The 26,658-nt window shown below is 49.6% G+C and carries 25 protein-coding genes; 18 read left to right on the top strand and 7 right to left on the bottom strand.

The window, feature by feature from the left end; all coding sequences use genetic code 11:
• Window positions 1–5 precede the first annotated feature (5 nt).
• Window positions 6–617 carry a tetratricopeptide repeat protein gene (locus tag EKK48_13995; GenBank protein RTL41472.1) on the bottom strand — a complete coding sequence of 204 codons (612 nt, stop codon included), beginning with the start codon at window positions 615–617 and terminating at the stop codon, window positions 6–8.
• A gap of 185 nt (window positions 618–802) precedes the next feature.
• Here EKK48_13995 and EKK48_13990 point away from each other — a divergent pair, with 185 nt between their 5' ends.
• Window positions 803–1,894, top strand: coding sequence for a hypothetical protein (locus EKK48_13990; protein RTL41471.1), 1,092 nt, complete (start codon window positions 803–805; stop codon window positions 1,892–1,894).
• A gap of 552 nt (window positions 1,895–2,446) precedes the next feature.
• Window positions 2,447–2,767 carry a hypothetical protein gene (locus EKK48_13985; protein ID RTL41470.1) on the top strand — a complete coding sequence of 107 codons (321 nt, stop codon included), beginning with the start codon at window positions 2,447–2,449 and terminating at the stop codon, window positions 2,765–2,767.
• A gap of 255 nt (window positions 2,768–3,022) precedes the next feature.
• Here EKK48_13985 and EKK48_13980 read toward each other — a convergent pair whose 3' ends face one another.
• Together EKK48_13980 and EKK48_13975 are read right to left on the bottom strand one after the other, a co-directional pair.
• Window positions 3,023–3,889, bottom strand: a complete 867-nt coding sequence (locus EKK48_13980) for an HAD family phosphatase (GenBank protein ID RTL41469.1) — start codon at window positions 3,887–3,889, stop codon at window positions 3,023–3,025.
• A gap of 92 nt (window positions 3,890–3,981) precedes the next feature.
• Entirely contained in the window at window positions 3,982–5,562 is a 1,581-nt protein-coding gene (locus EKK48_13975; protein RTL41468.1) for a hypothetical protein, read from the bottom strand.
• A gap of 893 nt (window positions 5,563–6,455) precedes the next feature.
• Here EKK48_13975 and EKK48_13970 point away from each other — a divergent pair.
• The 12 genes from EKK48_13970 (at window position 6,456) to EKK48_13915 (ending at window position 15,469) form a co-directional block, all read left to right on the top strand.
• Entirely contained in the window at window positions 6,456–7,067 is a 612-nt protein-coding gene (locus EKK48_13970) for a hypothetical protein (protein ID RTL41467.1), read from the top strand.
• Window positions 7,068–7,209: 142 nt separating this feature from the next.
• Window positions 7,210–7,698, top strand: coding sequence for a hypothetical protein (locus EKK48_13965; GenBank protein RTL41466.1), 489 nt, complete (start codon window positions 7,210–7,212; stop codon window positions 7,696–7,698).
• Between the two features lie 128 nt (window positions 7,699–7,826).
• The gene (locus tag EKK48_13960; GenBank protein ID RTL41465.1) at window positions 7,827–8,756 is read left to right on the top strand and encodes a hypothetical protein; all 930 of its coding nucleotides are present in this window, start codon (window positions 7,827–7,829) and stop codon (window positions 8,754–8,756) included.
• Between the two features lie 94 nt (window positions 8,757–8,850).
• Window positions 8,851–9,507: a hypothetical protein gene (locus tag EKK48_13955; protein RTL41464.1), complete on the top strand. Its 657-nt coding sequence runs from the start codon at window positions 8,851–8,853 to the stop codon at window positions 9,505–9,507.
• Window positions 9,508–9,671: 164 nt separating this feature from the next.
• The gene (locus EKK48_13950; GenBank protein RTL41463.1) at window positions 9,672–10,325 is read left to right on the top strand and encodes a hypothetical protein; all 654 of its coding nucleotides are present in this window, start codon (window positions 9,672–9,674) and stop codon (window positions 10,323–10,325) included.
• Window positions 10,326–10,453: 128 nt separating this feature from the next.
• A complete protein-coding gene (locus tag EKK48_13945; GenBank protein RTL41462.1) occupies window positions 10,454–11,080 on the top strand; it encodes a hypothetical protein in 627 nt (208 codons plus the stop codon).
• Window positions 11,081–11,210: 130 nt separating this feature from the next.
• A complete protein-coding gene (locus EKK48_13940) occupies window positions 11,211–11,888 on the top strand; it encodes a hypothetical protein (GenBank protein RTL41461.1) in 678 nt (225 codons plus the stop codon).
• Window positions 11,889–12,208: 320 nt separating this feature from the next.
• On the top strand, window positions 12,209–12,793 hold the full coding sequence (locus tag EKK48_13935) for a hypothetical protein (protein ID RTL41460.1): 585 nt from the start codon (window positions 12,209–12,211) through the stop codon (window positions 12,791–12,793).
• Window positions 12,794–13,111: 318 nt separating this feature from the next.
• Window positions 13,112–13,519 carry a hypothetical protein gene (locus EKK48_13930; protein ID RTL41459.1) on the top strand — a complete coding sequence of 136 codons (408 nt, stop codon included), beginning with the start codon at window positions 13,112–13,114 and terminating at the stop codon, window positions 13,517–13,519.
• A 161-nt stretch (window positions 13,520–13,680) separates the two neighbouring features.
• Window positions 13,681–13,872 carry a hypothetical protein gene (locus tag EKK48_13925; GenBank protein RTL41458.1) on the top strand — a complete coding sequence of 64 codons (192 nt, stop codon included), beginning with the start codon at window positions 13,681–13,683 and terminating at the stop codon, window positions 13,870–13,872.
• 142 nt (window positions 13,873–14,014) lie between these two features.
• Entirely contained in the window at window positions 14,015–15,079 is a 1,065-nt protein-coding gene (locus EKK48_13920) for a hypothetical protein (GenBank protein ID RTL41457.1), read from the top strand.
• 72 nt (window positions 15,080–15,151) lie between these two features.
• The gene (locus EKK48_13915) at window positions 15,152–15,469 is read left to right on the top strand and encodes a hypothetical protein (protein ID RTL41456.1); all 318 of its coding nucleotides are present in this window, start codon (window positions 15,152–15,154) and stop codon (window positions 15,467–15,469) included.
• Window positions 15,470–15,581: 112 nt separating this feature from the next.
• Here the strand turns inward: EKK48_13915 and EKK48_13910 are convergent, their stop codons facing one another.
• Together EKK48_13910 and EKK48_13905 are read right to left on the bottom strand one after the other, a co-directional pair.
• Complete coding sequence (locus tag EKK48_13910; GenBank protein ID RTL41455.1) at window positions 15,582–15,836, bottom strand: hypothetical protein; 255 nt, start codon at window positions 15,834–15,836, stop codon at window positions 15,582–15,584.
• Between the two features lie 170 nt (window positions 15,837–16,006).
• Window positions 16,007–16,345 carry a hypothetical protein gene (locus tag EKK48_13905; GenBank protein RTL41454.1) on the bottom strand — a complete coding sequence of 113 codons (339 nt, stop codon included), beginning with the start codon at window positions 16,343–16,345 and terminating at the stop codon, window positions 16,007–16,009.
• Between the two features lie 222 nt (window positions 16,346–16,567).
• On the opposite strand from EKK48_13905, the gene EKK48_13900 reads away from it, so the two are divergent.
• Genes EKK48_13900 through EKK48_13885 form a run of 4 tightly spaced genes read left to right on the top strand, consistent with a single transcriptional unit; the run spans window position 16,568 to window position 23,884 of the window.
• Entirely contained in the window at window positions 16,568–18,076 is a 1,509-nt protein-coding gene (locus EKK48_13900; GenBank protein RTL41453.1) for a TolC family protein, read from the top strand.
• Window positions 18,076–21,204, top strand: coding sequence for an efflux RND transporter permease subunit (locus EKK48_13895; GenBank protein ID RTL41452.1), 3,129 nt, complete (start codon window positions 18,076–18,078; stop codon window positions 21,202–21,204). The genes EKK48_13900 and EKK48_13895 overlap by 1 nt, the downstream gene beginning before the upstream one ends.
• Window positions 21,205–21,211: 7 nt before the next feature.
• A complete protein-coding gene (locus EKK48_13890) occupies window positions 21,212–22,720 on the top strand; it encodes an efflux RND transporter periplasmic adaptor subunit (protein RTL41451.1) in 1,509 nt (502 codons plus the stop codon).
• A gap of 3 nt (window positions 22,721–22,723) precedes the next feature.
• Window positions 22,724–23,884, top strand: a complete 1,161-nt coding sequence (locus EKK48_13885) for a hypothetical protein (protein ID RTL41450.1) — start codon at window positions 22,724–22,726, stop codon at window positions 23,882–23,884.
• A 25-nt stretch (window positions 23,885–23,909) separates the two neighbouring features.
• Here the strand turns inward: EKK48_13885 and EKK48_13880 are convergent, their stop codons facing one another.
• Entirely contained in the window at window positions 23,910–24,998 is a 1,089-nt protein-coding gene (locus EKK48_13880) for a peptidoglycan bridge formation glycyltransferase FemA/FemB family protein (GenBank protein RTL41449.1), read from the bottom strand.
• Window positions 24,950–26,437 (bottom strand): hypothetical protein, encoded by a 1,488-nt coding sequence (locus tag EKK48_13875; protein RTL41448.1) that lies wholly within the window; start codon window positions 26,435–26,437, stop codon window positions 24,950–24,952. The genes EKK48_13880 and EKK48_13875 overlap by 49 nt, the downstream gene beginning before the upstream one ends.
• Between the last annotated feature and the right edge of the window lie 221 nt (window positions 26,438–26,658).

The following is a 26,658-nucleotide window of genomic DNA, read 5'->3' as shown; positions in this document are numbered from 1 at the left end:
CGGTCTTATAAATTGACGTTGCTCGGCACTGTCATCTTGGCTGCATTTACGATTGCTTCGACGGCGCCTGGAGGTTGCATATCTTGCCTCATCGCCAGTACTTGCTTGTATATCGACCAACCGAGCTCATGATTCTTTTGCCTATGCAAATATTGCACAAGCTTTAGCATGTGAGTTGCCTGCTCTTCCAGTGGAATGTCCGTAGCAACTTTGCAGATTTCCATGGACTTTTGATACCACTTGTCAAACATTCCCAGTCGTTCGCTTAACAAGCAGAGGTAGGCTAGTTTGAAGCATATACGTGCCGCATTTCGTGCACCACGAACTCTAGCCCTTTCATTCATGCCGAGTGCCCGACGGTATACACGCTCAGCTTTTCCGTATCTTTTCTGTTTGACGAATACTTCCGCCAAATTCTCCAGGACTATTGCCATGCGTGTGTGCCCACCGTCCATGTCTCGCGGGGCCTGTCTGTAGGCCGCTCGCAACATTGTTTCTGCTACATCGTAATGTCCGTTTTCGAACGCAGTCGTGCTGAGTTCAACATATGTGTTCCAAATTCCGCCAAATTCCATATCTCTGTCCACGCAAGTGTTGTCTGATGTCTGAGCCACCATATTTGGTTGTCTTACGGAGTGGAGTGTATAAATTGCAAGTATAAAAGTTGTGGAATTTCTTTGACAGAAACATAGTAGTTTCGATTTTGTGTTTGTGCTGACTGGCTTCCACAACTCTTCCACGTTTGTTTGACAGAGTTGAACTAATGCTAGTTAACTACAAAAATGACTTCGGGGTAATAATCATGCCGTTTGAGGAAATCGTTAACCGGAATGAGAAGCTACATACCTCTGATTTGGATAAGAGGATTGACAATTCTGACTCGCGTTCAGCTTTGTCTTCCCTGCACTTGGAGGCATTCACTCTGCTGCGAGAGCATCAAACTAATGCGGGATTGGACAGCTCTAGCCAGGTTACCCCCTTTTTGCGTGCCACTGCTATTGATGTCAGTCGGATGCTAAATGACTTTAGTCTGCAGTTCGGTTCTGGCGGAGATATTAATCGGGAAACGGTAACTACGAGCGACGGCAAGGACACCGTGAATGATCACGGTGATGCTCAGGCTCGTCTCCAAATGAACGACGCACTAATGAGGCAAAACGCGCAGAAGATTGCTGATGATCTATTACTCGGGACGGACGAAAGTATACACAGAGCGCAGATGGAGACTCTTGAACTTTTTAAGATGACCGGTTTTGATAAAGGACAGATCAATCAGATGCTTACAATCGTCTATCAGACCCTTGTTGGTGTACGGGAAAATCCCGCTCTCTCTGAAGATGAGAGAGCGGCGTTGCAAAACAGTGTCGGCTCCACTATCAGGAAATTTGGTTTGATTAATTTGGGCAATGGATGCACACCAGATGGTCAATATGGTGGAAGTTTTGATGTTACTCCCACCGATAAGGGCTTTCTCGTTACTTACACGGACCCCGAAGGTAAGGCGAATACAGTGCCATACGACGGTTCTTCGAGTGATTATTTTAGAGTCGATTCAACAACCGGCAAGCTAGTTACTAAATACGATGTCAGCACCGTAGAGTCTGCGCTGAGGAAGGGGGATTGGTATGAGGCCGGTCGAGAATTGTATTCATTGAAAAAACACATGTCCGATGCGGATTTCAACGAACTTTGTAGCAGGCTAAGTGAAGACGCCGCTAAAGCCGGAAGTGAATTACCTAAAATCTCGCTGCAGCATGCTAGTGATGGGAGCAACAATGTTATAGCGGTTGACTTGCCGGGTGGACAAATATACAACGATGGCGTTGCGCACAAGGACCCGGGTCAGTCAATTTTGCATCCTCTTCAGGCGAGGGAATTTTCTGAAGCCGAGTGATCAAGATACGCACTGGCATATTGTTAATTTGGGCTGATTGGGGGTCAATCGTCTCTTGTCACGCAGCTATCAGATCGGCAATTCATTTTTTGACTTAAACGAGCTGACTAATGCTTTGTATGTCACCGCTATCTAATGACGACGTTAATTTTGTGATTCATTCATCTGTCCATGAGATTGAAGGTGCAAAACCGTTTAAATAGCGTAGTTATTTTTGATAAGTTGACGGTGACATATTTGAGCAAGTTGAGTTTCGGAATTAGCTAAAGAGTATTCACACGAGTTAGACATCGGCTGTTTGATTGACGCTTACTGCGTTCTGCATGTTGTTCCCTGGGCAACAGAGGTTCGCTTTACTGACGAAGTAGCTCACGTTCCCTATGAACTAAGCTGCTTCGTTTTCCTGGATCTTTTGTAGTGCTGAGAGAGGAGGAACGTGACAACAGTGTTCGTTTGATCAGAAAGGAGATTCATGATGGTAGAGCGAAAATGTTCGCTAGTGAGGATTCCCGATTGTGATGGCACAACATAACTGTAGAAAGGACAATTATCATGAGCGATCGTATTGAACGGGCAGATGCACCATTGGATCATTCTTTTCGTGAAGTGGACACGGCTCATCTGCCGCTAGGACACTTCATGGCAATTGGTGAACTGTCCAACAGTTTCGAGGTGTTCGGCACGGATCTTTCTGATACAGTGACTTATCGCCATAAGCTTGGCGGAGACGAGATAACTGTGCCGAATGTCGCTGTAGGAGCTTTCTTTGAGTATGCCCGCGCTCTGGGCTTGCACCCCGACGATTTTCTCGTCGTTGCGGCGCAGCCGCGCGTACCACGGAAGCGGGCAAAACTACCTACATACTCCTACTAGCTGGGGCTGCTGGAGTGTGAGCAGTAAAAACGCGAGAGACTCTGGGCAAGTTTCGCCAGGGTCTCTTTCGTTTCAGGGCTCTAATTTTTTCGAGCTCTTTGACACGCTAACACCGAAGTTTGTTTTTTTGGATTTGAATTGTTTCTTCCTCTTCTTTCTTTTGTTGTGCAAGTAAGCGTAAAAAGTTCTTTTCGGCTATTACGTTTGCAAGGAAAACGTGGCTCGCCCACGGTTTCCTTGATTTATTCAACTCAATTACAAGACTGAGTTTTGCGAGAGTCGATACATCAGAGCCGGCATCTCCCTGAAGTCTTCTGCTACTGCATCCACATTTTTCACGCGCAGCCGATTTATATGGTCGGTTCTCCGAGCTGGAGGTGTAAGGACGATAATGCCTAGCTTCATACCGATTCCTGCAGCATGAGCTGCTTGCACACCGGGTTCTTCGTCTTCGAAGGAGATGCATTGGTCTGGTGCGGCATCTAAGGCAGCAGCGGCTTTCAAATAGACATCTGGTGCCGGTTTTGATTTCCCCATATCAGTGCCGCTAAAGCATAGCGTGTCCGAGATGCAGTCCAAGCCCAGCAATCTCTTGCATAGCAGGATGCGAGGTAGTGTGCTGCTGCTGGCAATGGCAATGCGGAAACCTACAGCGATGCTTATCTGGACCAGATCCTTGCTGCCGGGGGTAGCACCTAGTCCGCAATTTCTGAAGTGATTCATGACCATCCGTTTTTCCATGTCGGCATAGTATCGAAGTTCGGATTCGCTGATATCGAAGTTGTAGATCATTTGAAGCTCTCTGACCATAGCCGAGAATGATCGTCCTACATATTTCTCGAGCAAAGACGGACCGGTGAACCCAAAATCATGTCCTTTTCGCTTGCCCAGACGATTCATCACCGCCGCGCAAGCCGAAAATGCTACCGGCTCGGAGTCCGCTAGCGTTCCGTCCATGTCCCAGATTTGCGCCGGGTGTGTTGCTCGCACTTGAATGAGCTGGAGGATATTTTCAACAGGCACGATTGCCTGATCTGCGAATGCGAGAACTCGATCAAGATCGCCTGTTCCGCTCTGGGACATTGCCAGAGCCAGTTTCTCTCGTTCTTGTTGTGTAATCATTACAGGATTCCTTTGCTACGTTTCTTTTACGGGAGTAATACATCGAGTTGGATCCCCCCGAGGCAGTTATATCTGTCCTCGGGGAGGTAGGTTTAGCGTGAGCTGCTGAGCAGCTTTCGCGTTGCGACAATAGTTCCGGACGCCGCTAGTTCTCTGAGCGACCATGCCAATTCTTGTACGAAGCTGCTTTTGCTGGCAAGCATGATCATGCGGTTGTCACCGAATAGTTCACCGATGTGACGAAGAATGTGCGCGACTCCACGGTCCTCTTGCTCTCCGCGCAGCCACTGTGCGATGTCGTCAGAGATTTCTTTGAGGCGCACCAGATCTGGATCGTCTTGTACAAACTCGATTCCTCGCTCATCGACGCAGTCGATGTTCAATAACCAGCCAGCGAAAGTAAACGTTGCCGCCCGAGCTAAGATAGCACCATTGCTGTTTTCGAGCACCATCTCGAACGCGTAGGCAACTCGCTCCGATGCTTTCTTCCGTGCGTCCTTGACTACGCGCCGGTTTTGGTCCTTGAGTGCCCGATCGGCGAATCGGCTGCGAACGGTTTCTCCGTACTCTTTCATCACATCGTATCCGAGGAAAGTCCCTAGCTCGCGGTGGAAAAGAGCGACCAGTTCTGCCAGTTCCGGTATTTCCATCGCTTCGTGAATGAATTGCAGTCCGAGCCGAAGTCCAAAGGTTCCTAGAATCTGGTGGGCTGCATTGAGCCCGAAGAACTTTGCTTGCCAGATCTTCTGGATGTCCTCAACTTCCTTTACTCCTATCTTTGTCCATTCTGGAACCCAGAAGCGACCTTTCTCAACGGCGAGTTGCCACTTCTTTTCGGTCGCAATCAGTACCGTTGGGTCGAATCCGTACTGGGCTACAAATTCATCGTGAAACTCGACTGTATCCTTGGGCGTAATCCGATCCACTACGGTGACCCGAAAGTCGACTCGATTTTCAATCCATTCGAGCAATTTGTGCGGGTTTTCGTAACTGGCTCTGATGTACTGTATTGCGGCTTTCTTCAGAGCCTTCGAATTGGTGGGAATGTTGTCGAGCGAAAGGACCGTTAGAGGCAGCGGAACGCCACTTTGATCCTCTAGTTTCATTCGCTCTTCCAGTGCTTTTGCAATCACCCAATAGATCGTTTTGGGAGAATCACTCGGATCACCTCGATAATCAAGGTCATGCACGATTTCAGTGGCTGTCATATTCAGCGTTCCCGTTTGATCGCGCATGTAGTGTCCGCTGGATGTGACTGTGAACGTCAACAGTTTGGTCATGGGCCTGGCTATGGTTTTGATAAGCAGTGCTGGATCGTCCGGCACGAATATTGTCTCCAGTAGCGAACCAAGCACAGAAACGGTCTCGGTTTCATTTTCCCTTTGAACGAGAACGATCCGATTCTGTGCTTTCTTGAGTCCATCTATGGTGCCACGATTGTGCATCGCGACCCCGATGATCCCCCAATCGAGATTTCCAGTTTCAGACATGTACTTATCAGCGATAGCGGCGATGTGAGCAAGCGCAAACGATCCCAATCCTATATGGACATGCGAAGCAGTCACATTGCTCCGGTCGTAACGGTACTTGAGGATCCCATTCGGCAGGTTGTCTAGACCCGGCGTGACGAAGCTCCCTGACCCAATCCCATTCGTTTCGGTCTTGATGTTCATTTGAAACCTTTCTGTTTGGCTGTTGTCAGCAGAATGAATTTGTGACCTGCCTGATCGGCGGTCGAAACGAAATAGCAGCGCGAACACCGGGGAGATGTTCGTGCTGCACGTGCGAAAAGAAATTCGTGGATGTTATCGAGGTGCGACTAACCTGGTTTTTCCAGATTAAGGAGTGAGCTTCACCCCGGCACAATTCAACAACCTCAGTTCAGCGGTCGTTGAATTCATATTGTTGGCTTGATAGTGGTGAGATTACTGTGCGGGTTCGCTCTGAAAATGAGGAGAGGATTGTGTTTGCAAACTACGTTTAATTCTGGCATGAAATCAAGGTGTCTGAAGACTGCTTTGCGCTGTGAATTAGCGAGTTCTGCACTTTGCCAGGCTCGGCGTCTTTTGAGCGACGCTTTTTTTACAGCTAGAGCAACCATGCTGATTAATGTACCTGTGCTGAACTAGCTGTGCAAACTTTTGTTCATCTATTTCGCTGACCCCGAGTGAGCGAAGTTTACGCACCTTGCACCAGCTCTGAACATTAGCAATCAGACGCGTATCCATCAGTTGTGTGTTAATGAAGTGGAGCTCTTCTGGCGCGAATTCTGCGAGGCTGATGGATGAATGAATGCACCAAATATGGTGATTTCCGCAATGTGGAGCATCTTTGAGCATAGTTTTTCTTGCATTTTGTCGCTGTGTAGATGTTAGTGTCTAGGCGATCGTCAATTTTCTTTTTATTCATTGGAGAACCCCTCAAAAGCCATACATCACATCTAACTAAATTCTTGGCACCGAGTCGCAGTGACTCAAATCTTGTCGGGCGTGATTGAAAGGTCACGCAGATTATTCAATATTCAAATTCCAGTAAACCGAATCGAATAGTAAAGGACACTTTCGAGATGAATGACAGATCAACCAGTCGGTGGCAGCAAACTGTTGCCACTGCAAATCGTGAATTTGGATCTGCTTACGACGTCGTGAGCAGATCCGTTCGTCTGTTCGAGTGGTGTGAATTTCAGTTGCTCGGTTTCGTTGGTTCTCCGAACGACATTGTGGAAGGATTGAAGATTCAACAGGCAAATTACTCGTGGCGTGATGACAGCGTGCAGGATGCAGTTCGGGTGCTGACGTTTTCCGCACAGATTCTGGGGTTTGACGATAAACTACCGGCTAACGGTGACGTCACTCAGGCGACGGAACTGCTTGATCGCATGGTCAAACTGGGAGAACCATTCTTTTCGCTGGTTGGGCGGACTCTCACAGAGTTGCACGCCAGAGGACCTTACTATAACGATTGTCCACGTGTAGTTAAGTTCGGCGATTGTTCGCTTGATCATCTGGTGCGTATCAGTGCTTTTCTTGAAAGAATCGGATTCAGCTTGCAGTACACGAGCGCCCTCCTTGGCGAGGCACAGCAGGATCGCACGTTGGTCGTTCTGCACACGGAACCGCTTCTGCTGATAAAACCTCTGGACCCTGAGTCTTTGTTGCGTAAAGCGCGATGGCTCTGACGCTCCGTGAGAGCTAGCTGAGCCCCCAACCTTAAGTCAGTGCATGACTTCCTGGACCGCCGTCGCAGAAAGTCATGCACTCAGTCCTGTTCAAATCTAAGCAAACCATGTTCAGTCTGAGTAGAAATGAGGAATCAAGATCATGTCCTACCATATAAAGTTCTTGGGAGCGAATCCGTCTTCATCGATATTAGCAGGGGCATTAGGTGAGCTGGCGATGCTTAATCCTCCGCTCGACTCTGCCTCTACGGCAGAAGCCTTCGTCGCTCTTTCTAGTGCTCACGATTTGCTGATTCGGTTGAGCGTTGCAATGCCTTCGGAAAATCTCGACAGTGCCATCTTTCATTTTCAAGGTTGCCGTGCAAGTTTTGACAGTGGCAATTTTGCTATCGCTCAAAGCAAATACGGTGATGTGCTTGCGGCCCTCTGCACTGGTGGCATGAAGCGTGTGTCGTGTGTAATTCGCGCGATTCATGGTAATTCCTATTTCTGTTGGGACTTCCCCACACCCGGGGAAAATTACTACACATTCACTGGAGTGCCACATGTTGTTCAAATCGAGGAAGAGTTCTATCTGATTTGGCTGCTCGCAATGCCAAACAAAATCAAGGTAAAGCAATCTTCTAGGTAAGTACTTTCACCATCCAGTGGCAACAGCGTTTTGTCACTGGTTTTCATCCCTATCAATTCGTTCGAATCTCAATTTGAGAGTGGCAGCCGCTCCAATTCAGGGGACGACTGCATACGAAAGGATTTTCTGTGTCATCGGAAGTAGCAGATGAGCAGTTGGGATTGATTTTCCCAACTCTCGACAGTCGGAGCGACATCAAGGACCTATACACAATTGCGGATAGCAGGAGTCGCGGTAAGACCATTCATGATCTGGAACGACATGGTAAGCCGGTCATGCGTATGGGTTTAGCATTGGTTGCAGAGATAGAGAGGTTCTACCCGGGCACATTCACTCGCGTGGAGAAAGAGTATTCAGTGCCTATCGCTTGTCAGTTTCATGATTTGTGTAAAGGTATAACGGAGGTTGCGTCTGATGGATCCGTAGCTGAGGTTCATCATATTCAGGGTGCGATTGAGATGGACCGAATACTCGCTGAGATGGATGTACCAGAGAAGCACAGACGATTGGTGTCGTATCCGATTCGTTATCATCGCACCAGTGGCGTACTTAGAGAACACGGCCTTGAAATGCCTGACTGTCGTAGCGATGAAGAGCGATCAGTATACGAAGCGTGCTTGCGTACGCTGTCCATACTTGTTCTAGCCGACAAATGTGTCGGCGATCGTGAGCGGGTGCGGGATAACAAGGTCTGGTGGATCTCGATGCTGCGATGGCTTGGGCTGTCACGTGTCTGGTTTCACTTTGCGGCGAATCAAGATTCGAGAAACAATTTTGCTACCTATGCAATTCAGCAAGCAAAGTTGACTGTCGATCCTCTTGATTGTGATGACAGTCCGAAAGGCGCAATCGTCCTTAATCTCGTTTTAGACGAAAGGGTATGCTCTCTTCCGCAGATACTGCAGGTTGATTGGTTCTTTGAAGCATTTCAATGTTGCGCAGAGGCGTGCAAGTACCTGGGTTTCTCCTTCAGGATTGCTGCGTACTCGTCACCCGATGTCTGTGCTGTTCTCTGGACGTGGTCTGCCTCTGCCGGAAGGTGGGTCAAGCACAACTGATTGTTTCGCCTCGAGCGACTGTGGGGTTCATCACATAGTCGCTCGAGCATCTTGTCTTCGTTCGATTCTATTTTATCGAGAAAGTGAGAGAAAAATGTTCGATGACGTATTTGAACTAATTAGCAAAATGATGACAGATGCCTCACTGTCGCAACAATTTGCTTCTGTTTACGGCGGGCTGTTGGCACTTGCCAGTCGTCAGTCTCTGTGGGCATCGGCTGCTGCGCCAGGTGCGGCACTGAACGAGTTGCAGCAAAAGTGGACCGATGACCTGTGCCGGTGTGACGTAACCGAAGCGGATAGAGCGAACGCATTTCTGCTCTTGTTCACTGTACCTCTGGAGCAGGTGCGGGTAATTGATGGAGCTGAAGAACAGGCGCAGAATTCTGTGCCATCTGATGAAGTGTTGCGTTTTGCCTCGATTGCTCTGGCGGCAGCCACTTTGTCCACTATGCGCGTGCAAGCGCTATTGCTTCCCCACCCCGGTGGAGCATCAATGTTGGAGAGAGCTTTCGGTGAAGCAGTTTTCGTTAAGACCGGCAAGAATGCGGTTTATACCGGACTGTTAGAAGCGGAACGCTCTTTCGTGCGGGGAACCACGGATCTGCTCAACCGAAGACTCGCTCAATATCCAGTTCATGGGATTTTGCCGGACATTGCAGATTCGATGGAGCAATCAGTGTTGAAGCTCCGTTGCGCTTGCGTTGCGGGCTTGGCTCGTCAGGCTTTGATAGATATTCAGGGTCAGTAATAAACAGGCACCGAAACCGGTGCTTGTTTATGTAGGAAGGTGGATTGTGACTATTCATTTAGCGTCTACTTTTCCAAAGAAAGGAGCGAGATTCAGTTCGAAAACAGCAGTTGGGTGATGTTAATTCCTTATCCGTCCAATGAAAGCAATAAAGGAAGTTCGAAATGTTCTCTAATCAGCTCGTTCAAACCCAGATCAAAGCACTGTTGAAATCTGCGGATGCTACTAGTTTCGCTGCTGTCGTCGGCAGTCTGCAATATCTCGCTGCAAACTGCCCTCACTGGAGCTACGATGATAAACGTAGTGCCTGTATGCACAGACTTGTCGGCCGACACCCCGATGTGTCGGTGTCGACTACTGTGACGGATGATGATTTTGCCGATGCGAGCCTTCTGCTCGGTTCTAACTCGGTCCGTGTTGTTCTGACAGATGCGAAGGAAGCCAATCTCGACTCCGTTCTCTTCGCTGACGAGCTGCGTTATGCGGCCGTAGCACTGTCGGCTGTATCGATGCAAGATGGGCGCATTTCGCAGTTGCTTCGCCATGACCTTGCGAACTCCGTGCTACTGGATGCAATTTGGAACGAATCGTATCTCGTTCCGACCGGCGTGCGTGTTACCTGTGCAGCCATCATATCGGTAGACCGAGTGTTTGTCGGTCGGGTCGTGGAAGCTTTGCAGCGTGGCTTGGATGAGTTCTCGGTTGAGCGCATCCTGCGCTCGGCGGAGCCTTCTTACCCAAAACGGTTAAAATTTGCGGCTATCTCTGCGTTGGCTCGTTACGCAGTACTTTCGTGTCAGCGTCATGAGTCCTCCTGATCTGCGTTTCTTGAACGGCTGCGCACCAATACTGTTCGGTTGGTGCGCAGTCAGTTAAACGAGCACGTTATGCCAATTCAATTCTAATTCTGTTGACCAGTATGTAAACCTATAGAAGGAAGAACAACATGGAATTGCAAGGTCTGGTTCGGTTCTCCTACGCTGTCTTGATAAGGCAGATAAGTAGTAACAGACACGCTCCTATGTATCTGTCATTGTTGAATCGAGGCTCTGCCAAAACCGGTGCTGCTGTTTACAAGAGTCTCGGCGGCGGTGGTGAGCTTACATCCCTCGGTATGCAATTTTTGGTTCGCGAATTCAACGCAACGTCATTCGAGGATGGCAATGATGCTCGATTTCAGGTTGAGGCTCGGTACATTCAGCAAGTTATGAGCTTCTTTGCTAGCCAAGATTCTCGATATTTCGAGATCGATCCTCGCAGAGAAATGCGCGAAGAGTTGCTTGGTATGGAACTACCCGGTCAGGTGGCGCCAATCTTATCTGAGACACAGTTGAATGCAATCACGACGACAACATGTGAACCGATTCGCTTGGCGCCTGCCGCAGAGTTCAATTCTGCACGGGACAGCGGGATGCGAACGTTCCGTTTTTTCTCTCGACATGATGCATTTATGCCGGATGAAGTGTTCGAGACTATCGCCAGCTCTATCTATTGCCGACTGCTCTCGGAGGCAGACATCGACAAGGGAATTACGTCGGATGGATGCAAAATCGGAGGTAACGTCATCAAATAGTGGTCGACATCTCTGATTGCAATCAAGATTCTGCAAAGATCGAAATGGAAGGGGGAAATATCGAAGTTGAGTTTGTCTGTTTGTCTGTCTCTTGCAAATCATCATCTGCATAGTAAGAAAGTGACTTTCAATGAGCAATCAAACCTCGAATCGCCCGGGTACAGCTGGTCTCTTCCAAGAACACATTCGGATTGTGTTGGCAGCTTTGGGTAAGTCTCGCATCATGTACGATGTTGTTGCCGCATTCGGCGTACTGAAAGCGTCGAATTCAGATTGGGCCAGCGGTGAACGCCAAAAGGAAGTATTGGAGCGTTTGGAGAAACGCTGGGCAAAACGTCTGACTTCAGCAGTGCTTAATGAAGGGGACATCGCCGATTCGCGTTTTCTGCTGCTTACATTTCCTAGCGATGTCACTCTCACTTTACCGGCAGCGGATGACATACAATCTTCGTGGTTCCTTGACGAAATTCGATATGGCGCCGTTGCGATAGCCGGCTGGAGTTGGACTGGCGCTCGAATCTCAAACTTGCTGCGCGTCGAGCTTTACGATGCCTCAGCGCTTTTCGAGTCAGTGTTCAATGAGTGCTGGTTGGTGAAGAAAGGCGCTCAAGTCGAGCGTTACGAGGAGCGAACGGCATCAGTAGTCGTGGGTTTCCTTCAGGTTTGTCTAGAGGAAAATTCTGTCCAAGGCATGTTATTTCAATTCGATAACAGCCTGGATCCGGTCGATCGCGTTCGCTTTGCACTGATTGCCGTACTGGCGCGCGCTGCCTGCCTTGCTTGTCAACGAATTACGCCTGCCGAATAGCAAGTAACGCGTAATTCCAATTTGTTGTGGATAAGTTTGGTGTGCGCATCATGAGCTTACTTGTGATGCGCACCACTACTACTACTACTACTACTACTACTTCTTCTTCCTTTTCTTCTTCTTTTGGGGGTGATATGACCGAAAAAAACTATTTAGGTGATTATTATAGATTGGTCAGAAGTGTCATTTTTCATTTAATTAGTGACGCACCGATTTGCCACCATGGTTAAAGATCAATCTAGCGATGCGAATTCTACAAATTTTATGGACTTTTTTATTAGTCTTGACAAGCGCTTAAACACCTTACCAGGAGAACCACCATGCCAGGACCGAGAGAATTTTCAAAGGATGAATGTGTACCCGCCGACGTAACCGACACTGTCAATAAGGTTATTAATGACCTGCAAAACCATAACGCCAGTCAAGCTTTTGCAGATGTAGATAATTTTTGGCGCGAACATCGCAACGACGGTGAGTGGACCACTTTTCTGGAGCAGATGAGATTGGCGGATAGGAAGGCCGCAAAAGATCCGGAACTGAAGGAAATGTTGGACAATTTTGATATTACATACACCGGAAATGAAAAGGGAACGACTGGGACTCTTGATATTCGTTATAAGGATGATGAGGGAAAGTCTTCTTACCACGATGCCGTTGCGGGTCCACGTAAGCTTGATCCGCGTGATATTCTTCCGGGCTTGATTGATCCTGTTCCGCCATTTGACCTGCCCCCAGGAACTGGACCTGACCCTCGGACTCAACCACGAGATGGTGCGCACGATCCACGGTCAACAAAGGACCCTGATCCAGAGGTAGGTCCTGGATATCCGGTAGGGGATCCTGATAATGCTTCCACGTCGTTTTTTGCGCCAGATCATCGCCCGCTAAGAGTTCAACCGGGTTAGGCTTTTGAACGAATCAACGATGGAGTCGACTTTCGTCGAGTCGACTTCCTTGTTTGATGTTTCATGATTTTCAGGCTTGCCCGACCTTACTTTTCAGCTAACTCGCTGCAAAATATCTTTTGGGCTTTGTTCCGATATATCGCTTAGTGGAGAAGATTCTCATCACATCCCGCCTGAGCGTGTAGTCTACGCAATTTATACAACTGCGCAGTAGAGTTAAAAAACCTCTGCATTCAAATCGATCCGAACAACCACTACAATTCAAACAAGCTTGTTAAGCGGTGTATATGAATTTTCAATACTATCCAGGTGATATCGATGAGCACTGAAGTTTCAGGATTCCTTGCGGCGCTCCATGATGATGGCACCGTAAGAATGGTATATCCGAGAGCCGTCGATGACGTCGAGCTCGGTAACTTCTTGCAAATACTATCTGATGGAACCAGTGTCATATCTGGTGCAGATGGACAAGTGCTACGCGTTGTTCGTCCTACGGGACATACTTTTGAATATCGATACGATGAACGATCGATGCGGTTGCGCGAAATTACTTTTCCAGACAAATCGATCTGGCGCCTGAGTTCTGATGGCAAGTGGTTCTTGTTGACTTCTGCGGGACAGCCGAAGAAGCAGCTCAACTTTACCCCATCTGTTGATCAGGACGGCAATTTGTGGCTGCGCGACTCTCAAGCGTTTGCGCGACAGTACGTTTATCGTGTCAGATAAATATATTTGATTGAGTAAGGAACTGAGCAAGATTTCGGTCAATCAATCCACCAATCAATCCACCAATCAATCAACCATTCAATCCACCATTCAATTCGACAAATATTACTGATTTTTTCAGTAGCATCATCGCAGTCGAGGTTAGCTTTGTGGTGATGTTGATGTCTGATTCTGTTGATTTTATAACGGCGCGAGATAATGCAGATGTCCTGGTTCCAGAGAATGCGCAGAGAAAAACATCTCCGACATTTGACAGTTATGTTTTGAACGGTAGTCTCTACACTCTTGCTCTTGCAACTATTCACGGCGAAATCTACAACGTTGATAATTTCGTATGGCGAATCTGCAATTGAGATGAGTTTTCGATTGACATTGTTAAACCAGCATTTGATGTGGCGAATACGAAATCCACATTTTTTATGGAATTAATTCCAAAGTTTTCCTGATCGCATCGCTAGCCTATGGTTTACGGTCACGGTCTAGCGGAGTAGTCAGATGTTGCGTGAATGTTCAGCTCCACTCATAACAGTTGTCGCAATCAGCCATTTCGTTTTGATACAACCTGCTCATTCTCAAAATAGAATTCCAGAACCTCCTGAGTTGACGAATCCAAATCCGATACCACAACCGCCACCAATCGGCGATGGAAACTGGACTCCACAAGCTTCTGTTACTGCAGGCGATCCTCTAGCTTCTAAACCTAAACCTGTTACCAATCCACTTGATGGTGCAGACAAAAGTACCGGCGTTCATCATCCGGATTTTGGAGTACGGATCGGGCGTGATACCACAGTTGCTTATCTACATCGTACGCAAAATCAACAGCGAGATATTGCCTTTAGAAAACAAACCACAGGGTCGATGGTGACGATTCGTCCCGACCAGCTTTCTGCGCGTCAGCTTGCGGCTATCCAGGGCATTCTCGGTGTTAATTTGCTATCGGGTCAGCAATTTGCAAATCTCAATCCAACAGATAATCAGCTTGAACAGATTCAGCAGGTTTTGGCACCATATCCGAAACTGGACGGACTCAATGCATATGATTGGAATAAGAAGACATCAATTGCAAGTGGGCAAAGCTGGCGAGAAATCAGTATAAATCGCAAGCAATTGAATATGAATGCAACTCCTGACCCGGCTTACTATCCGAAGCCGCTCCAGCAGAGCATCTACGACTTTCAGGGACCGTTGCCGACCGTGCGACGGCTGTCACGTTTGTTTGTTTTAATTGGTGTCGTATCCGCCACCATCTTTCTAGCATTTGCTGCTTACTCAGTCGTTCTCGGGCATCGCGAAGGTGGGTCGAGAGTTGTAGGCGCAGTTGCAGGGCTTTTGGTTTTGCTTTCAGCGTATACGATCTGGAAAATTGTCATTGTCAATTCGTTCGCGCTGAGAGGCATGCCGAATCCCCGTCTCGACACTAATTTATTCAATCGTCCTCAGACCGCGCCTGTCAACGATGCCAATCTTCAGGCTCCAAATGTGCCTTCCTCACCTGCCATCCCGCAGAACCCTCTAGTTCGATCGGGAATACCCGTGATACCGCTTTCGGGGCAGTAAATTCTGGGTCACGACTTTTCCATATTCCTGTGACATTTTTATGGAACCTCATCGAAATTGCGAGGTTCGATTATGAAAGCTCATTTCCAGCAAAATGCCAGACCTGTTGAGTATTCGGTTCAGGTATACGACCGGGCGCCGGAACCTTTGCGCGTTGCTGGCTTCGCCGACGGAGCGATAGCAGGTTTTGAGCGTGGTGGACAGCTTTCGTTTGAAAATGCTGTTCCGCTTCAGTTCGATAAATCAGCAACGTCAACACAATCTACAACAACAAGATCATCATCATCATCATCATTGACTTTTGACAAATCGCCACCGCTTCTGTTCAACAATAATGCCGACTCTTTCAATGCATTGAATGTGAAGATGTTTGCTCCAAGTCAAACATAGATGAACTTGTAGTTGATGAGTCTCGCACAATAAAGGCGGATGTCAAAAAAGCGGATCAAAGACCCGCTTTTTCGTTCCCTAACTAACTTGTCTGACGTGAGCGCTTATCGCTCTAAATCTCTTTCAACATCTCAGCTTCTTGCTTATTGATGGTTCCAGTGCGTCCCTGGCGCTTCGCCCCTTCAATTCCTTCAATCAACAGGTTCGGCAGTTCTCTCTGGGCATTGGCATTGGTGGGCGGCTTCATTGCTTCAACGGCCTGATTGCAAGATTTATCGACGAGATGAAGCTTTTCTCCAAGCGCTTGCCAAAATCCAGGTTCTGCACAAGCCTTCTCTGCACGTGGATCGACTTTATCGCCTGCCATAATTTGTTCACCTCAAAATCGAAGCTGCGATGCAGCTTCCTTAACCTGGTGTCGCCGGGGTTCATCGGTGACTTAATCATAATTGCATACTCTCGTGACACGCTTGTGACGCGAGCCAGAAAGTTGAACCGTTCTGGCGATGCTGCTTTCTAGGGAGTTGCAGATTCTTTCTAGGCGGCTTTTCTCTCTAGTGCGCCCTTAACGCGTTCCAGTTTTTTGTGCACCAGTTGTCCGAGCAATGAGGCTGAGCGTGACTCTGATTTTCTGAAAGAGATCTGGTAGAGGTCGGGGTGCACCATCGTGCACTCAACGTAGACGACAACTGCAGATTGCGACCCTTCCACGCTTTTTGAGCAAACGAAATTCTGTCCGTAAGAGATGAAACCGCCAAATCCGTGCGCTGCCATGGTCGCTTTGCAGGAACTTACGACGTCTGCAGAGGCACCGATCATACGAAAAACGTGCTGTTCGTCGTTATTGTTTGAAGCAGGCAATTTTCCTAAAAGCATTCGTTATCTCCAGCGGTTAGTGACGGGTGATTTGGCTGACGTGTTTAGACTACGAACAAAGTGTGAAATCCCCGTGGAGCTTTTCAAGCCCTCGGCTGAAGCGGTTGAAAAGCTATAAGTACATGGAAGCTTGATCCCTGTTAATAGTCTTTCGCTATCTTTTAGGTATCGTATGTATTCGTCGGAAGGCGTGGTCGCTTTCTGAGATGGCAGGAGGACGAGGTGTCAAGGGCCTGCGCCTTTGCGTTTTTGATGAAGCTGTCACGGGCATCCGCATTACCAGTTCTGGTTTTGGCTTGCCTTGCCTTCGTGTGTTTCTCAGTCGGTTTTACTGTAACGCCCAGTTTTGCGGCTGGGCAAGAGCCCGGTGAGATGCCCCCGGCGCTGAGAGCGCCCTTGCAGCAGCTTTACTCCCTGACTGCGGCGGTCGACACGTCACTGCGGAACTTCCCCACGATTCGTCATGCGAAAGCGCGTGTCATGCAGACCCGCGCCGGCATCACCCTGGCACGCACGGCGTACTTGCCGACTTTTGACGTGCTTTTCCAGGAGTTGCGAACCACGTCCAACGTCATCGCCGGCGCTATCTTTCCGCAGACTCTGGATGTCATCCCCATGCAAACCGGGGCGGAGAAGCGCGGGTCGTCGCTTAGCAGTGTCTGGGCGAACAACGCCGGCGCCAATTTCTCTTGGGAGTTGTATGACTTCGGTCTGCGACATGCCAACGTGGGTCTGGCGAAATCAGACTACGCTGCCGCAAACGCCCAGGTGCGTTTGACCGACCTTGACGTGGCTGCCGCTGCAGCCGAAGCCTATCTGCAGACTGTGGCAGCGAAACAGACGATTCGCGCCCAGAAGGCAACAGTCAAGCGCATGGAGGCTTGGGCGTTGATCGTGCACACTCTCGTTGACAAAGGGCTAAGACCCGGAGTAGACGCTGCTCGTGCCGACGCTGACCTCTCATTTGCGCGTATTGCGCTGATAGAAGCGGAGCGTGAAACCGAGCTTGCCCGTGTTGATTTATCTGAATCGATGGGGTTAGCAGGAAGTTATATCGGTATCGAAGACTCGCCGTGGATTAAACGCCCGGCAAAACTGTTCGTTGCCCAGGTAGTCGACCTGGGTTTGCATCCTTACGCGATTTTGCGGAACGCCGAAGTCAAAACTGCAGGCTCACAAGTGCAGGTGTTGAACAAGACATACTACCCTCACATCTGGCTCCACTCAGCCATCTGGGGGCGGGGCAGCGGCGTGCGCAACAATGTTCTTTCACCTGTGGCGGATGGCGCTCTGCCCCAGGTCGCTAACTGGGTGGCGGGTCTGTCCATAAGTTTTCCGGCTATGGATTATTTCAAGATCAAAGCCCAGAAACGTATGGCGATCCAGAATGAGCAAGCTCAAAGAGCAAGCTATGATTTGGCACTTCAGGTTTTGGCGCAGAAAGACGCGCGCGCGAAAATCTTGCTTGAAAATGCCAGGCGCATCGCTGATGAAACGCCAGTCTTAATCAAAGCTGCCAAAGAAAACGAAATCAAAGCGCTGGAGAGATATCGAGTGGGACTTTCGACCATTGTTGAAGTTGCCGAGGCCGAGCGAATTCTGGCTCGTGCCGAGGTCGAAGACGCCGTGGCGGAGGTACGCGTCTGGCGATCCATCCTGGCGTGTGCATATGCTCAGGGCAACTTGAGCCCGTTCATGTCCCTCGTTGCGAGTGCGGAGGGCAGTAAATAATGTGGCTTATTGGCGCGTCAATGCGCCGTCCAATTACGATTGTTGTGGGCATCATCAGTCTCTTCCTGGCTGCTTTTATGGCTTTGAGCACGATGAAGCAAGACATCTTCCCGGATCTGAACATTCCGTCCATCTACGTCGTTCAGGGATACGGCGGCATGGCTCCGGATCAGATGGAAGGATATCTTGTCTCCACTTACGAAATTCACTTCCTCTACATTCCTGGCGTAGATCACATCGAATCGAAATCGATTCAGAACATCTCGATGATTCAGATCTTTTTCCACCCCGGCACGAACATGGCGGAAGCACTTTCTACTACCGTTGCCATGGTTGACCGCGCCAGAACTCTGATGCCACCCGGAACATTAGAACCATTTGTTTTGCGCTTCGACGCAGGCAGTCTTCCTGTTGGTCAGCTCGTCTTGTCGAGCCCCACCAAGACAATCGATCAAATTCAGGACCTGGCGTTCGTTCGTGTTCGTCCCGACCTGGGCACCATACCTGGTGCATCCGCGCCGCCTCCGATGGGTGGCAATGCGCGAACTATCGTTGTCAATGTCAATGCTCAAAAACTGCGGCAATTCAATATTTCTGGAGACATGATCGTAAATGCCCTCGCTACAGGCAACATGATCACCCCGGCCGGTAACGTGCGCACGGGCGATTACATGCGCATTTCGCCGGTCAATACAGACTTGCCAGATATCAAGCAGCTCGAGTACCTTCCCATCAAGATGGGACCGGGACCGACAGTATTTATGCGAGACATCGCGACCATCACGGATTCCAGTGACATCCTGGCAGGATACGCTTTATACAACGGCAAGCGCACAGTCTATGTGCCTGTAATCAAAAGAGCAGACGCTTCCACCGTTTCTGTTGTCAATGCTCTGCGGGCTGCATTGCCACGAATGCAGGCGATTCTCCCGCCTGATGTGAAGCTCAGTTACGAGTTCGATCAATCTAAAAAGGTGACTGATTCTATTGCAGACGTATTGCAGGAAGGAGCGCTCGGCGCTATGTTGCCTGGTTTGATGATCTTGCTGTTCCTGCGAGACTTACGCAGCACACTGATCGTCGTCACCACGATTCCCTGCGCCCTGATGGGGGCTTCGGTGGCGTTGTGGATGACGGGGCAGACGATTAACATTCAGACGCTTTCGGGATTGGCACTTGCAATCGGGATTCTGGTCGATGAAGCGACAGTAAATATTGAAAACATCCACGTGCATCTTTCTAAAGGAGAAGCAATAACGCGCGCCACTCTTGCAGCTGGTGTCGAGACGATGGTGCCGCGCTTTCTGGCGATGATGTCGATTCTGGCCGTTTTCGTGCCGTCGTTTTTCATGACTGGTATCACTCGTGCGCTTTTCGTTCCGCTATCACTGGCGGTCGGATTCGCCATGGTTTCCTCTTTCCTTCTTTCCAGCACACTAGTTCCGGTCATGGCGGTTTGGCTCGTCAAAGCGCAAAAAGAGGGTGGCGAGGAAGGCGGCTTCCATAAATTTCAGCGCCGATTCGCGGGCCTGGTCAGACGCGGAATGCCTCTGCGCAACGTCATCATTCCAATCTATCTGGTTGTTTTCATTTCGCTGAGCGTGCTCCTCTTCACTCAGATCGGGCGCGAGTTGTTCCCCGGTGCTGATGCTGAAGAGTTTCGCATCCGCATCAGAGCTGCAACCGGCACTCGTGTTGAAGTGACCGAACAGAAAGTCTTGAAGACTATCGAAATCATCAAAGAGGAAGCCGGACCGGGTAACTTGATCGCCAGTCTGGGATACGCCGGTCAGCAGCCTGTGCAGTTTGTCATCAGCTCTGTTTTCTTGTGGACCAGTGGTCCGCACGAGGCGGTTATGGACTTCAAGCTGCGCAAGGAAGCTCACATCGAGCTGTCGGCATTCAAAGACAAATTGCGCAAGCGCTTCGCAAAAGACATGCCTGATGTTGCATATTCTTTCGAACCGGGCGACCTCGTCAGTCAGATTATGAACCTTGGCTCGCCCACGCCTATCGCGGTTATCGTGAAGGGGCCGGATTTGACCGAAAACAAGATTTTTGCTGAGCGAGTCAAAAATGAGATGGCGAAGATTCCTTATCTACGCGATTTGCAGTACGGTCAGCCGCAAGATTATCCTACAGTCGATATCAATATCGACAGGGAACTGGCTGGGCAGTTTAATCTCAATCCGCAGCAAATCGGTAATTCATTGGTTCCTGCTACATCATCAAGCCGATATATTCTGGAAAATTTCTGGATGGATAGAAAGACCGGCGTATCGTATCAAGTGCAGGTGCAGGTGCCGCAGGACCAGATCAGGTCGATTGAAGACATTCAGCAGTTTCCCGCTATGCGCTCCGAAAATCGCCAGCATCCATTGATCGGTGACGTTGCCAAAGTGCAGTACGGAAAATGCGTCGGTGAGTACGATCGCGACAATATGATGAGAATGGTGACCTTAACTGCCAACATCTCCGGAAAGGATCTGGGCAACGTCGGTGAGGAGGTTGAGAAGGCTCTGGACAGAGCAGGGAAACCGCCCCGAGGCGTTCGTGCAAAAGTAGGGGCACAAGTTCCTGTTTTGAAAGATACTTTCAATCACTTGTTTGGCGGTTTGGGACTGGCTATCTGTGTCATCTTTTTGATGTTGACCTCATACTTCCAGTCGCCCAGGCTCGCGACCATTGTTCTGTCTACTGCTCCGGCTATTATTTTTGGAGTTCTTCTGGCTCTGTGGAGCACGCATACAACACTCAATGTGGAATCGTTTATGGGCGCCATTATGGCTATTGGTGTCGGCGTTTCAAACGCAATTTTGCTTGTTTCTTTCGCCGAACGTAATCGATTAGACGGCTTGTCTGCTGAGGAAGCGGCGTTAAAAGGCGCCGAGGAGCGCTTGCGTCCGATTCTCATGACGTCTATCGCCATGGTGGCTGGTATGGTGCCGATGGCACTCGCGCTGGGCGGTGGCGGCGCGCAGAGTGCTCCGCTTGGTCGCGCAGTGATCGGCGGTTTGACTGCATCGACAATATCCGCCCTGACAATATTGCCGCTGGTTTTTGCCCTTATTCAAGAGAAGACTTCATTGGTATCACCATCGATGCACCCTGACGATCGAGGCGAATAGGAGAGAATTGTTTAAGGCAATGGAACTGAAACAGACAATGAATAAGCAGGCGAATGCAATGACAATTCGAATTTCAGCGCTCAGGAATTTCGAGGAATACCGCCGTGAGCGAAGCGACCAGCTCGACAGGAAGATTGCGACTGCCGCTAAATCTGTTGCTGCCTTTCTTGTGCGTTCCATACTGCCCGTTTGTCTTTCGCTCAGTCTTTCATCTTGCTCGAACTCCACTAAAGAAGTTGTAGGTGACAGTACAGATACTGTGCGAGAACTGCCGGTAGTGGCAGTGCAGTTGAAGACTCTAGACCGCGTGGATCAAATTCCAGGTGAAATAGAAGCCTATCAGGACGTTGCGATTTACCCGAAGGTGCCTGGCTTCATCAAGTGGATCGGCGTAGACCGCGGTTCTGTTGTGAAAAAAGGTCAGCTCATGGTTGGCTTGATCGCACCGGAATTGCACGCACAAACTAATGAGGCTTATTCAAAGACGCAAGCGGTGAGTGGGCAGCTCCATGAAGCTGAATCGCGTCTTGCCAGTGCAAAAGCGCAGGTTCTTGAAGTAACTGCCAAGTTGGAAGGTGATAACGATACATACACGCGCACAAAGGAAGCGTCGCTCGTGCCCGGTGTTGTGTCCGCAAACGAAGTGATCGTACTTGAGAAAATAGTGGCTGCAGACCGGGAAAAACTGCGGGCATGGCAGGAAAATGTACGAGCGGCCCAAAATGCAGTCACTGCCCTGAAGAACTCAGTCGTTTCGCAAGGTCAAGCAACCAAAAACTACGCAGACATTGCCGATTACTTGACGATTGCAGCTCCGTTCGATGGATACATAACTGAACGCAACATGCATGTGGGCAGCTTCGTCGGACCGCTCGGCAAGGGCGCTTATCCGCCTATTGTTCGCATTCAGCAGCTAAATCTGTTGCGCATCATCGCTCCTGTTCCGGAGATCGACACAAGTGGTGTCATTCCCGGTGCTAAAGTGCAATTTACTGTCTCCACTCACCCCGGTGAAAAATTCACTGGCACGGTGGCCCGGTTGGGAAATTATCTTGACCAGAAGACCCGAACCATGCCCGTTGAGCTGAATTACTGGAACCACGATAATCGCGTGTTGCCCGGCATGTTCTGCGAAGTGTATTGGCCCACCAAGCGTCAGCATCCGACGATGTTCGTGCCGCTGACTGCTGTAGAAACAAATTCCACCATTGAAACTTTTGTCTGTCGCATAAACCGAGACAATAAGATCGAATGGGTAAAAGTAAAGCGTGGGCAGATGATGGGTAACATGGTGGAGATCTTCGGCGACATCAACCAGGGTGATAAGGTTGCTTTGCATGGCAGCGATGAACTCAAGCAAGGCACTGAGGTCAAGCCGATTGACGTAGACCGCCGAACAGCCGAAGCCGAGCCGGAATCGCGACCCATTTATCATACTGAAGGCGCGCCGATGGCAACGCCCAATCCCGAAAGGGAAAAATCGTTTAGATCTCAGGACTCCGACTCAACTAGGTGATTTGTGCAACAACTTAAACCTCGCCCACTTAAGTACGAAACCATTCGGGATTTAGACACGTTTATCGCGCATATTCGCGATGGCTCTTTGAAAAACTGCGTTGTTCAGGGGCTTGATGTCGCTATTCTCTGTGTGAATTGGGAGCAAGTGAATACGGAAAACACAATGTTTCTCGGATGCAAACTGGAAAGCGTCGACGAAGTAACTGTGCTGATGCGCAAAGGTGCACAATTTTTTGCGCCGTTTGTGGGGCTGCCGTATAACCCGTATCGTACATCGCTGTATTCACCTCAAGAGTTGATGACAGGGTACGATCCCGTCGAAAATAACAGTCTCGATGTACGAATTAACAGACATTTCGATGCGCATGGCGGACATGATGCCGACATCATGGAAGCTCTGTCGCAACGTATTCACGATTACTCCATCGATACGGCGATCAAGGAGTTGTTGGGATACGATGAAGAAACCGGATTGACCGTGCGTAAGGCGGTAGGGATCATGGGTGGGCACCTGGCTACGCGTGATGATCCTTATTACCGAAAGACTGTGGAATTGGCTCGACTGCTTACTCGCGCTGGATTTTTCATCACCAGTGGCGGTGGACCCGGCATTATGGAAGCAGCGAATCTAGGCGCCTATCTTGCTACCGCAGACGATGACGCGCTGGACAAGGCTATCTCGATTTTGGCCAGAACACCGAATTACTCAAAGTCTGATGGCACAATGGATCCAGGATACATTGGACGTGCGCGCGAGGTCGTTGATCTTTATCCGAATGGTGCTGAAAGTCTTGCTGTTCCCACATGGTTTTATGGGCATGAACCAGTAAATATTTTCGCTTCCCACATCGGTAAATATTTTTCCAACAGTATCCGGGAAGATGGTCTGCTGGCTATTTCTATGTATGGAGTTGTTTTTGCTCCTGGTAGTGCCGCTACAACCGAAGAAGTCTTTATGGACGCTGCACAAAACCACTACGCCACCTTCAACTTTTACAGCCCCATGGTTTTCCTTGGCGAAGGGCACTATTTGCAGTCTCAGGTATACTCATGCCTGGCTCAACAGGCGGTAGGTCATCCGTATGCGCAGATGATCACGATATCCGACAACCCACAGAAACTCGTCGATTTCATCAAGAAGCATCCACCTTTGCGGCCGTAGACCCGAACCCAAAAGTCAATTCAGGTCAAGTTTCCAGCGCCATCTCGTTGATTGCTTTGATCACAACATCCGCCAGGCGATCCATGAAATAGAGATCGAGGGCACCCGACAATTCAATGCACTCTCCGCAAAACTGGCTCTTGAAGCGCGAAAATCCTGCGTAATTGTTATCGGGCGACGACGCCGAATCGTAACCCCAGAAGTCATAAGTCTTCGCTCCCGCTTTTCGTGCTGTTTCAATTGCTGCCCACTGCAAAGCGTAACCGCCCATGAAATTTCGTTTGGTATCAGTGGTGCCACCATACAGATAAGTGGCGCGCTCGCCGAAAATTACCATGATTAAAGCGCCCAGTATCTCACCGTCGTGCTCCGCAAACAGTACTCTGGCCAGACCAGGCGCGCATAGAGTGTCAATCAAGGCGATGAAATAAGAAAGCGGCTCAACAAATATTTCATTACGCGCAGCGACTGACTGCATCACTGCATAGAACTTCCGAGCCGCTGATAGAGAACTCTCCTCATGCACGGTCACCCCTTTCCTGCGAGCGAGACCAATGTTGTATCTGGCTTTCGGCTTCATTTTTTCAAGGAGAATTTCAGGCTCCGGGCGCAAGTCTAGAAACATTGTTTTATTCTCGATCAAGCGCAGGGGCGATCGGGAAAATTCCTGCAGAGCCGGCGGCAACTGCGCGCCGAGGCGAGGCGCAATCCTTAGCGCCATCGAGCCCGATGTCGAGGCTTCTGCTGCGAGGGACTCTACCAGCAACTCCATACCTCGGGCCGCAAGTTCATCGTTGTGCCAGGGCAAGACAGGACCATCGGGAGCGACGAGAAAACCCGCTCCTTTCATATTGGGCGCCGCGTAAAAAATCCCACCACCGAACAGTTCGTCATCAGCAAGCAATGCTAGATGATATGGCTTCAAGCCCATCTGCCGCTTGAACTGTGCCCAGTGGGTGCTTTGCATAAAACCCGAAGCAGGGTTTGATTGCACCAGCCGATCCCACTGTTTGCCCAGAGTTGAGTCAGGTTCTACTTCACCTAAATCCTTGAGAGTAATGGACATTACGGGATCCAGTTTCGCACTCGTTTGCCATTGCTGTTTGTATACCATGGACCCCAATGTCCAACATTGTTGTTGTATGTGTAGCTTGAGCCGTATCCATAGCCATAACCGCGGGAGCCATGTCCGCGATGTCCTGCATGGGAGGCTGAGTGGGCTGCTGCATGCGCATCGGCGTGTCCTTTGGCGTAGACCGCGTCAGGATACATGAGATTGCCAATGATCACCACCACCGCGATAATCGTCAGAGAACGCAATCCCAGCGCCAGCAGCTGCTCGTGGTCGCCAGCCAACTCCTCGATTTTCTCTTTCAAAAAATCCAACTCTTGTACGAGCTTCTCTGGCAGCTCTGAAACCCTGGTGAGAAGCGCGTTCACCAATCCGCGTAGATCTATTGGAGCGAGAAACGCGGCCGGCTTGACGAGAAATTCGTCTATCATTTCTCGCGTCTGGAAACGTCTGAGCGCCGGCATAAGGTCGAAGACTTCAGAAAGCAGTTCTTCCTGTCGTTGCGGTGCATCCTGCCACTGCGAAAGCGATTGACGCACCTCTTGTGGCAGAAGGTAGCTGCCCGAATGTTGCGGGGCAGTAAGCTGATTTAAATCAAACGACAACATGTCGATGAATGTGTCGGACGCCGAAGTTATCGGTTGTGGGTTGAAGAGATAATGCACGAGAATGTCGCTCTCGCCATTAGCGGCGCATGTAGTGGCTTGCCTCGAAAATACATTCTCATTGATGAGGAAAAGTTGGTGCACCTGTTGAACATCTTTCAACTCGTGCCGGGGAGTTGCGAAACTGAGACAATCTGTAAAATCGGCAGCTTGAATCGATTGCGGTGAGGCAAGGATGAATCCCCAATCTGAGCCATACCCCTGTTCCGCGAATGATGGCAACGTTATGCAGTAAGGACGCGGGTTAAGTGCGCTGGTCAACAGGCTGTTGAAAATTGACCAGTATGCTTCCGGCGTCCCCGACGGCGACGCGCTGTTGACGGAGAGCACGCCGTGCTTGCCGAGCAATTCGCGCAACTGTCTATAAAAATCCACCGTGTGCAGTTGAGCTGCATCGGCATCGTGTGCGGCTGTTAAATCGCTTATAATGATATCGTATTTGGTGCCAGTCGCAAGTGCGCGTTTGACAAAATCTCTGCCGTCTTCAATTTGCACGGTGACCCGTTGGTCGTTGAGGCTGCTATCGTTGAAGCGAGCAAATTCGCTTCGGGCCAGCTTTATCATGCTGGCATCATAATCAACGAGATCGATCGTGTGCACTTTGGTTGATTTAAGCAGTTCTCTCGCCGTCAGTCCATCGCCTCCGCCGATGATCAGGGCTCTCAGCGATTGAACGCCGCGTGATTCAGCGATCGCCAGGGCCGGCAAAGCCAATGCCTCGTGATAGATGCGCTCATCGCGGCTGTCAAACTGAAGGTCACCATCCAGAAAACAAGCCAGAGACCCATCGTCTCTGCAATCAAGCAGAATTGGCATTTATTTTTACCTGTGCTCAGCGTGAGGAGGAAATGTAGCTTTCGGACTACAAGTTAGGTGTACCCCAAGTCGAGCGCCTTTGCATTAAATGGAACGGCGTCGAATTCTGCCAGACAGTTTGTCCATCTGCACTTCATATTTTGGACTTCTGTCTGAGACCTGTGCTGAACCAGGTTGTTTTGCTGAGTTCATCAGCGTTTGGAGCAATGCCTTCGGATCGG

It is taken from the genome of Candidatus Melainabacteria bacterium, from assembly GCA_003963305.1.
Lineage (GTDB): Bacteria > Cyanobacteriota > Vampirovibrionia > Obscuribacterales > Obscuribacteraceae > PALSA-1081.
The sequence above is the reverse complement of the archived record's forward strand: the minus strand, read 5'-3'. Positions and strand labels throughout refer to the sequence as shown.

Bases quoted from the DNA above. Each gene is read 5' to 3' on its own strand.
- EKK48_13995 (RTL41472.1), bottom strand. From the start codon at position 617: ATGGTGGCTCAGACATCAGACAACACTTGCGTGGACAGAGATATGGAA.
- EKK48_13990 (RTL41471.1), top strand. From the start codon at position 803: ATGCCGTTTGAGGAAATCGTTAACCGGAATGAGAAGCTACATACCTCT.
- EKK48_13985 (RTL41470.1), top strand. From the start codon at position 2,447: ATGAGCGATCGTATTGAACGGGCAGATGCACCATTGGATCATTCTTTT.
- EKK48_13980 (RTL41469.1), bottom strand. From the start codon at position 3,889: ATGATTACACAACAAGAACGAGAGAAACTGGCTCTGGCAATGTCCCAG.
- EKK48_13975 (RTL41468.1), bottom strand. From the start codon at position 5,562: ATGAACATCAAGACCGAAACGAATGGGATTGGGTCAGGGAGCTTCGTC.
- EKK48_13970 (RTL41467.1), top strand. From the start codon at position 6,456: ATGAATGACAGATCAACCAGTCGGTGGCAGCAAACTGTTGCCACTGCA.
- EKK48_13965 (RTL41466.1), top strand. From the start codon at position 7,210: ATGTCCTACCATATAAAGTTCTTGGGAGCGAATCCGTCTTCATCGATA.
- EKK48_13955 (RTL41464.1), top strand. From the start codon at position 8,851: ATGTTCGATGACGTATTTGAACTAATTAGCAAAATGATGACAGATGCC.
- EKK48_13950 (RTL41463.1), top strand. From the start codon at position 9,672: ATGTTCTCTAATCAGCTCGTTCAAACCCAGATCAAAGCACTGTTGAAA.
- EKK48_13945 (RTL41462.1), top strand. From the start codon at position 10,454: ATGGAATTGCAAGGTCTGGTTCGGTTCTCCTACGCTGTCTTGATAAGG.
- EKK48_13940 (RTL41461.1), top strand. From the start codon at position 11,211: ATGAGCAATCAAACCTCGAATCGCCCGGGTACAGCTGGTCTCTTCCAA.
- EKK48_13935 (RTL41460.1), top strand. From the start codon at position 12,209: ATGCCAGGACCGAGAGAATTTTCAAAGGATGAATGTGTACCCGCCGAC.
- EKK48_13930 (RTL41459.1), top strand. From the start codon at position 13,112: ATGAGCACTGAAGTTTCAGGATTCCTTGCGGCGCTCCATGATGATGGC.
- EKK48_13925 (RTL41458.1), top strand. From the start codon at position 13,681: ATGTCTGATTCTGTTGATTTTATAACGGCGCGAGATAATGCAGATGTC.
- EKK48_13920 (RTL41457.1), top strand. From the start codon at position 14,015: ATGTTGCGTGAATGTTCAGCTCCACTCATAACAGTTGTCGCAATCAGC.
- EKK48_13915 (RTL41456.1), top strand. From the start codon at position 15,152: ATGAAAGCTCATTTCCAGCAAAATGCCAGACCTGTTGAGTATTCGGTT.
- EKK48_13910 (RTL41455.1), bottom strand. From the start codon at position 15,836: ATGGCAGGCGATAAAGTCGATCCACGTGCAGAGAAGGCTTGTGCAGAA.
- EKK48_13905 (RTL41454.1), bottom strand. From the start codon at position 16,345: ATGCTTTTAGGAAAATTGCCTGCTTCAAACAATAACGACGAACAGCAC.
- EKK48_13895 (RTL41452.1), top strand. From the start codon at position 18,076: ATGTGGCTTATTGGCGCGTCAATGCGCCGTCCAATTACGATTGTTGTG.
- EKK48_13880 (RTL41449.1), bottom strand. From the start codon at position 24,998: ATGGTATACAAACAGCAATGGCAAACGAGTGCGAAACTGGATCCCGTA.
- EKK48_13875 (RTL41448.1), bottom strand. From the start codon at position 26,437: ATGCCAATTCTGCTTGATTGCAGAGACGATGGGTCTCTGGCTTGTTTT.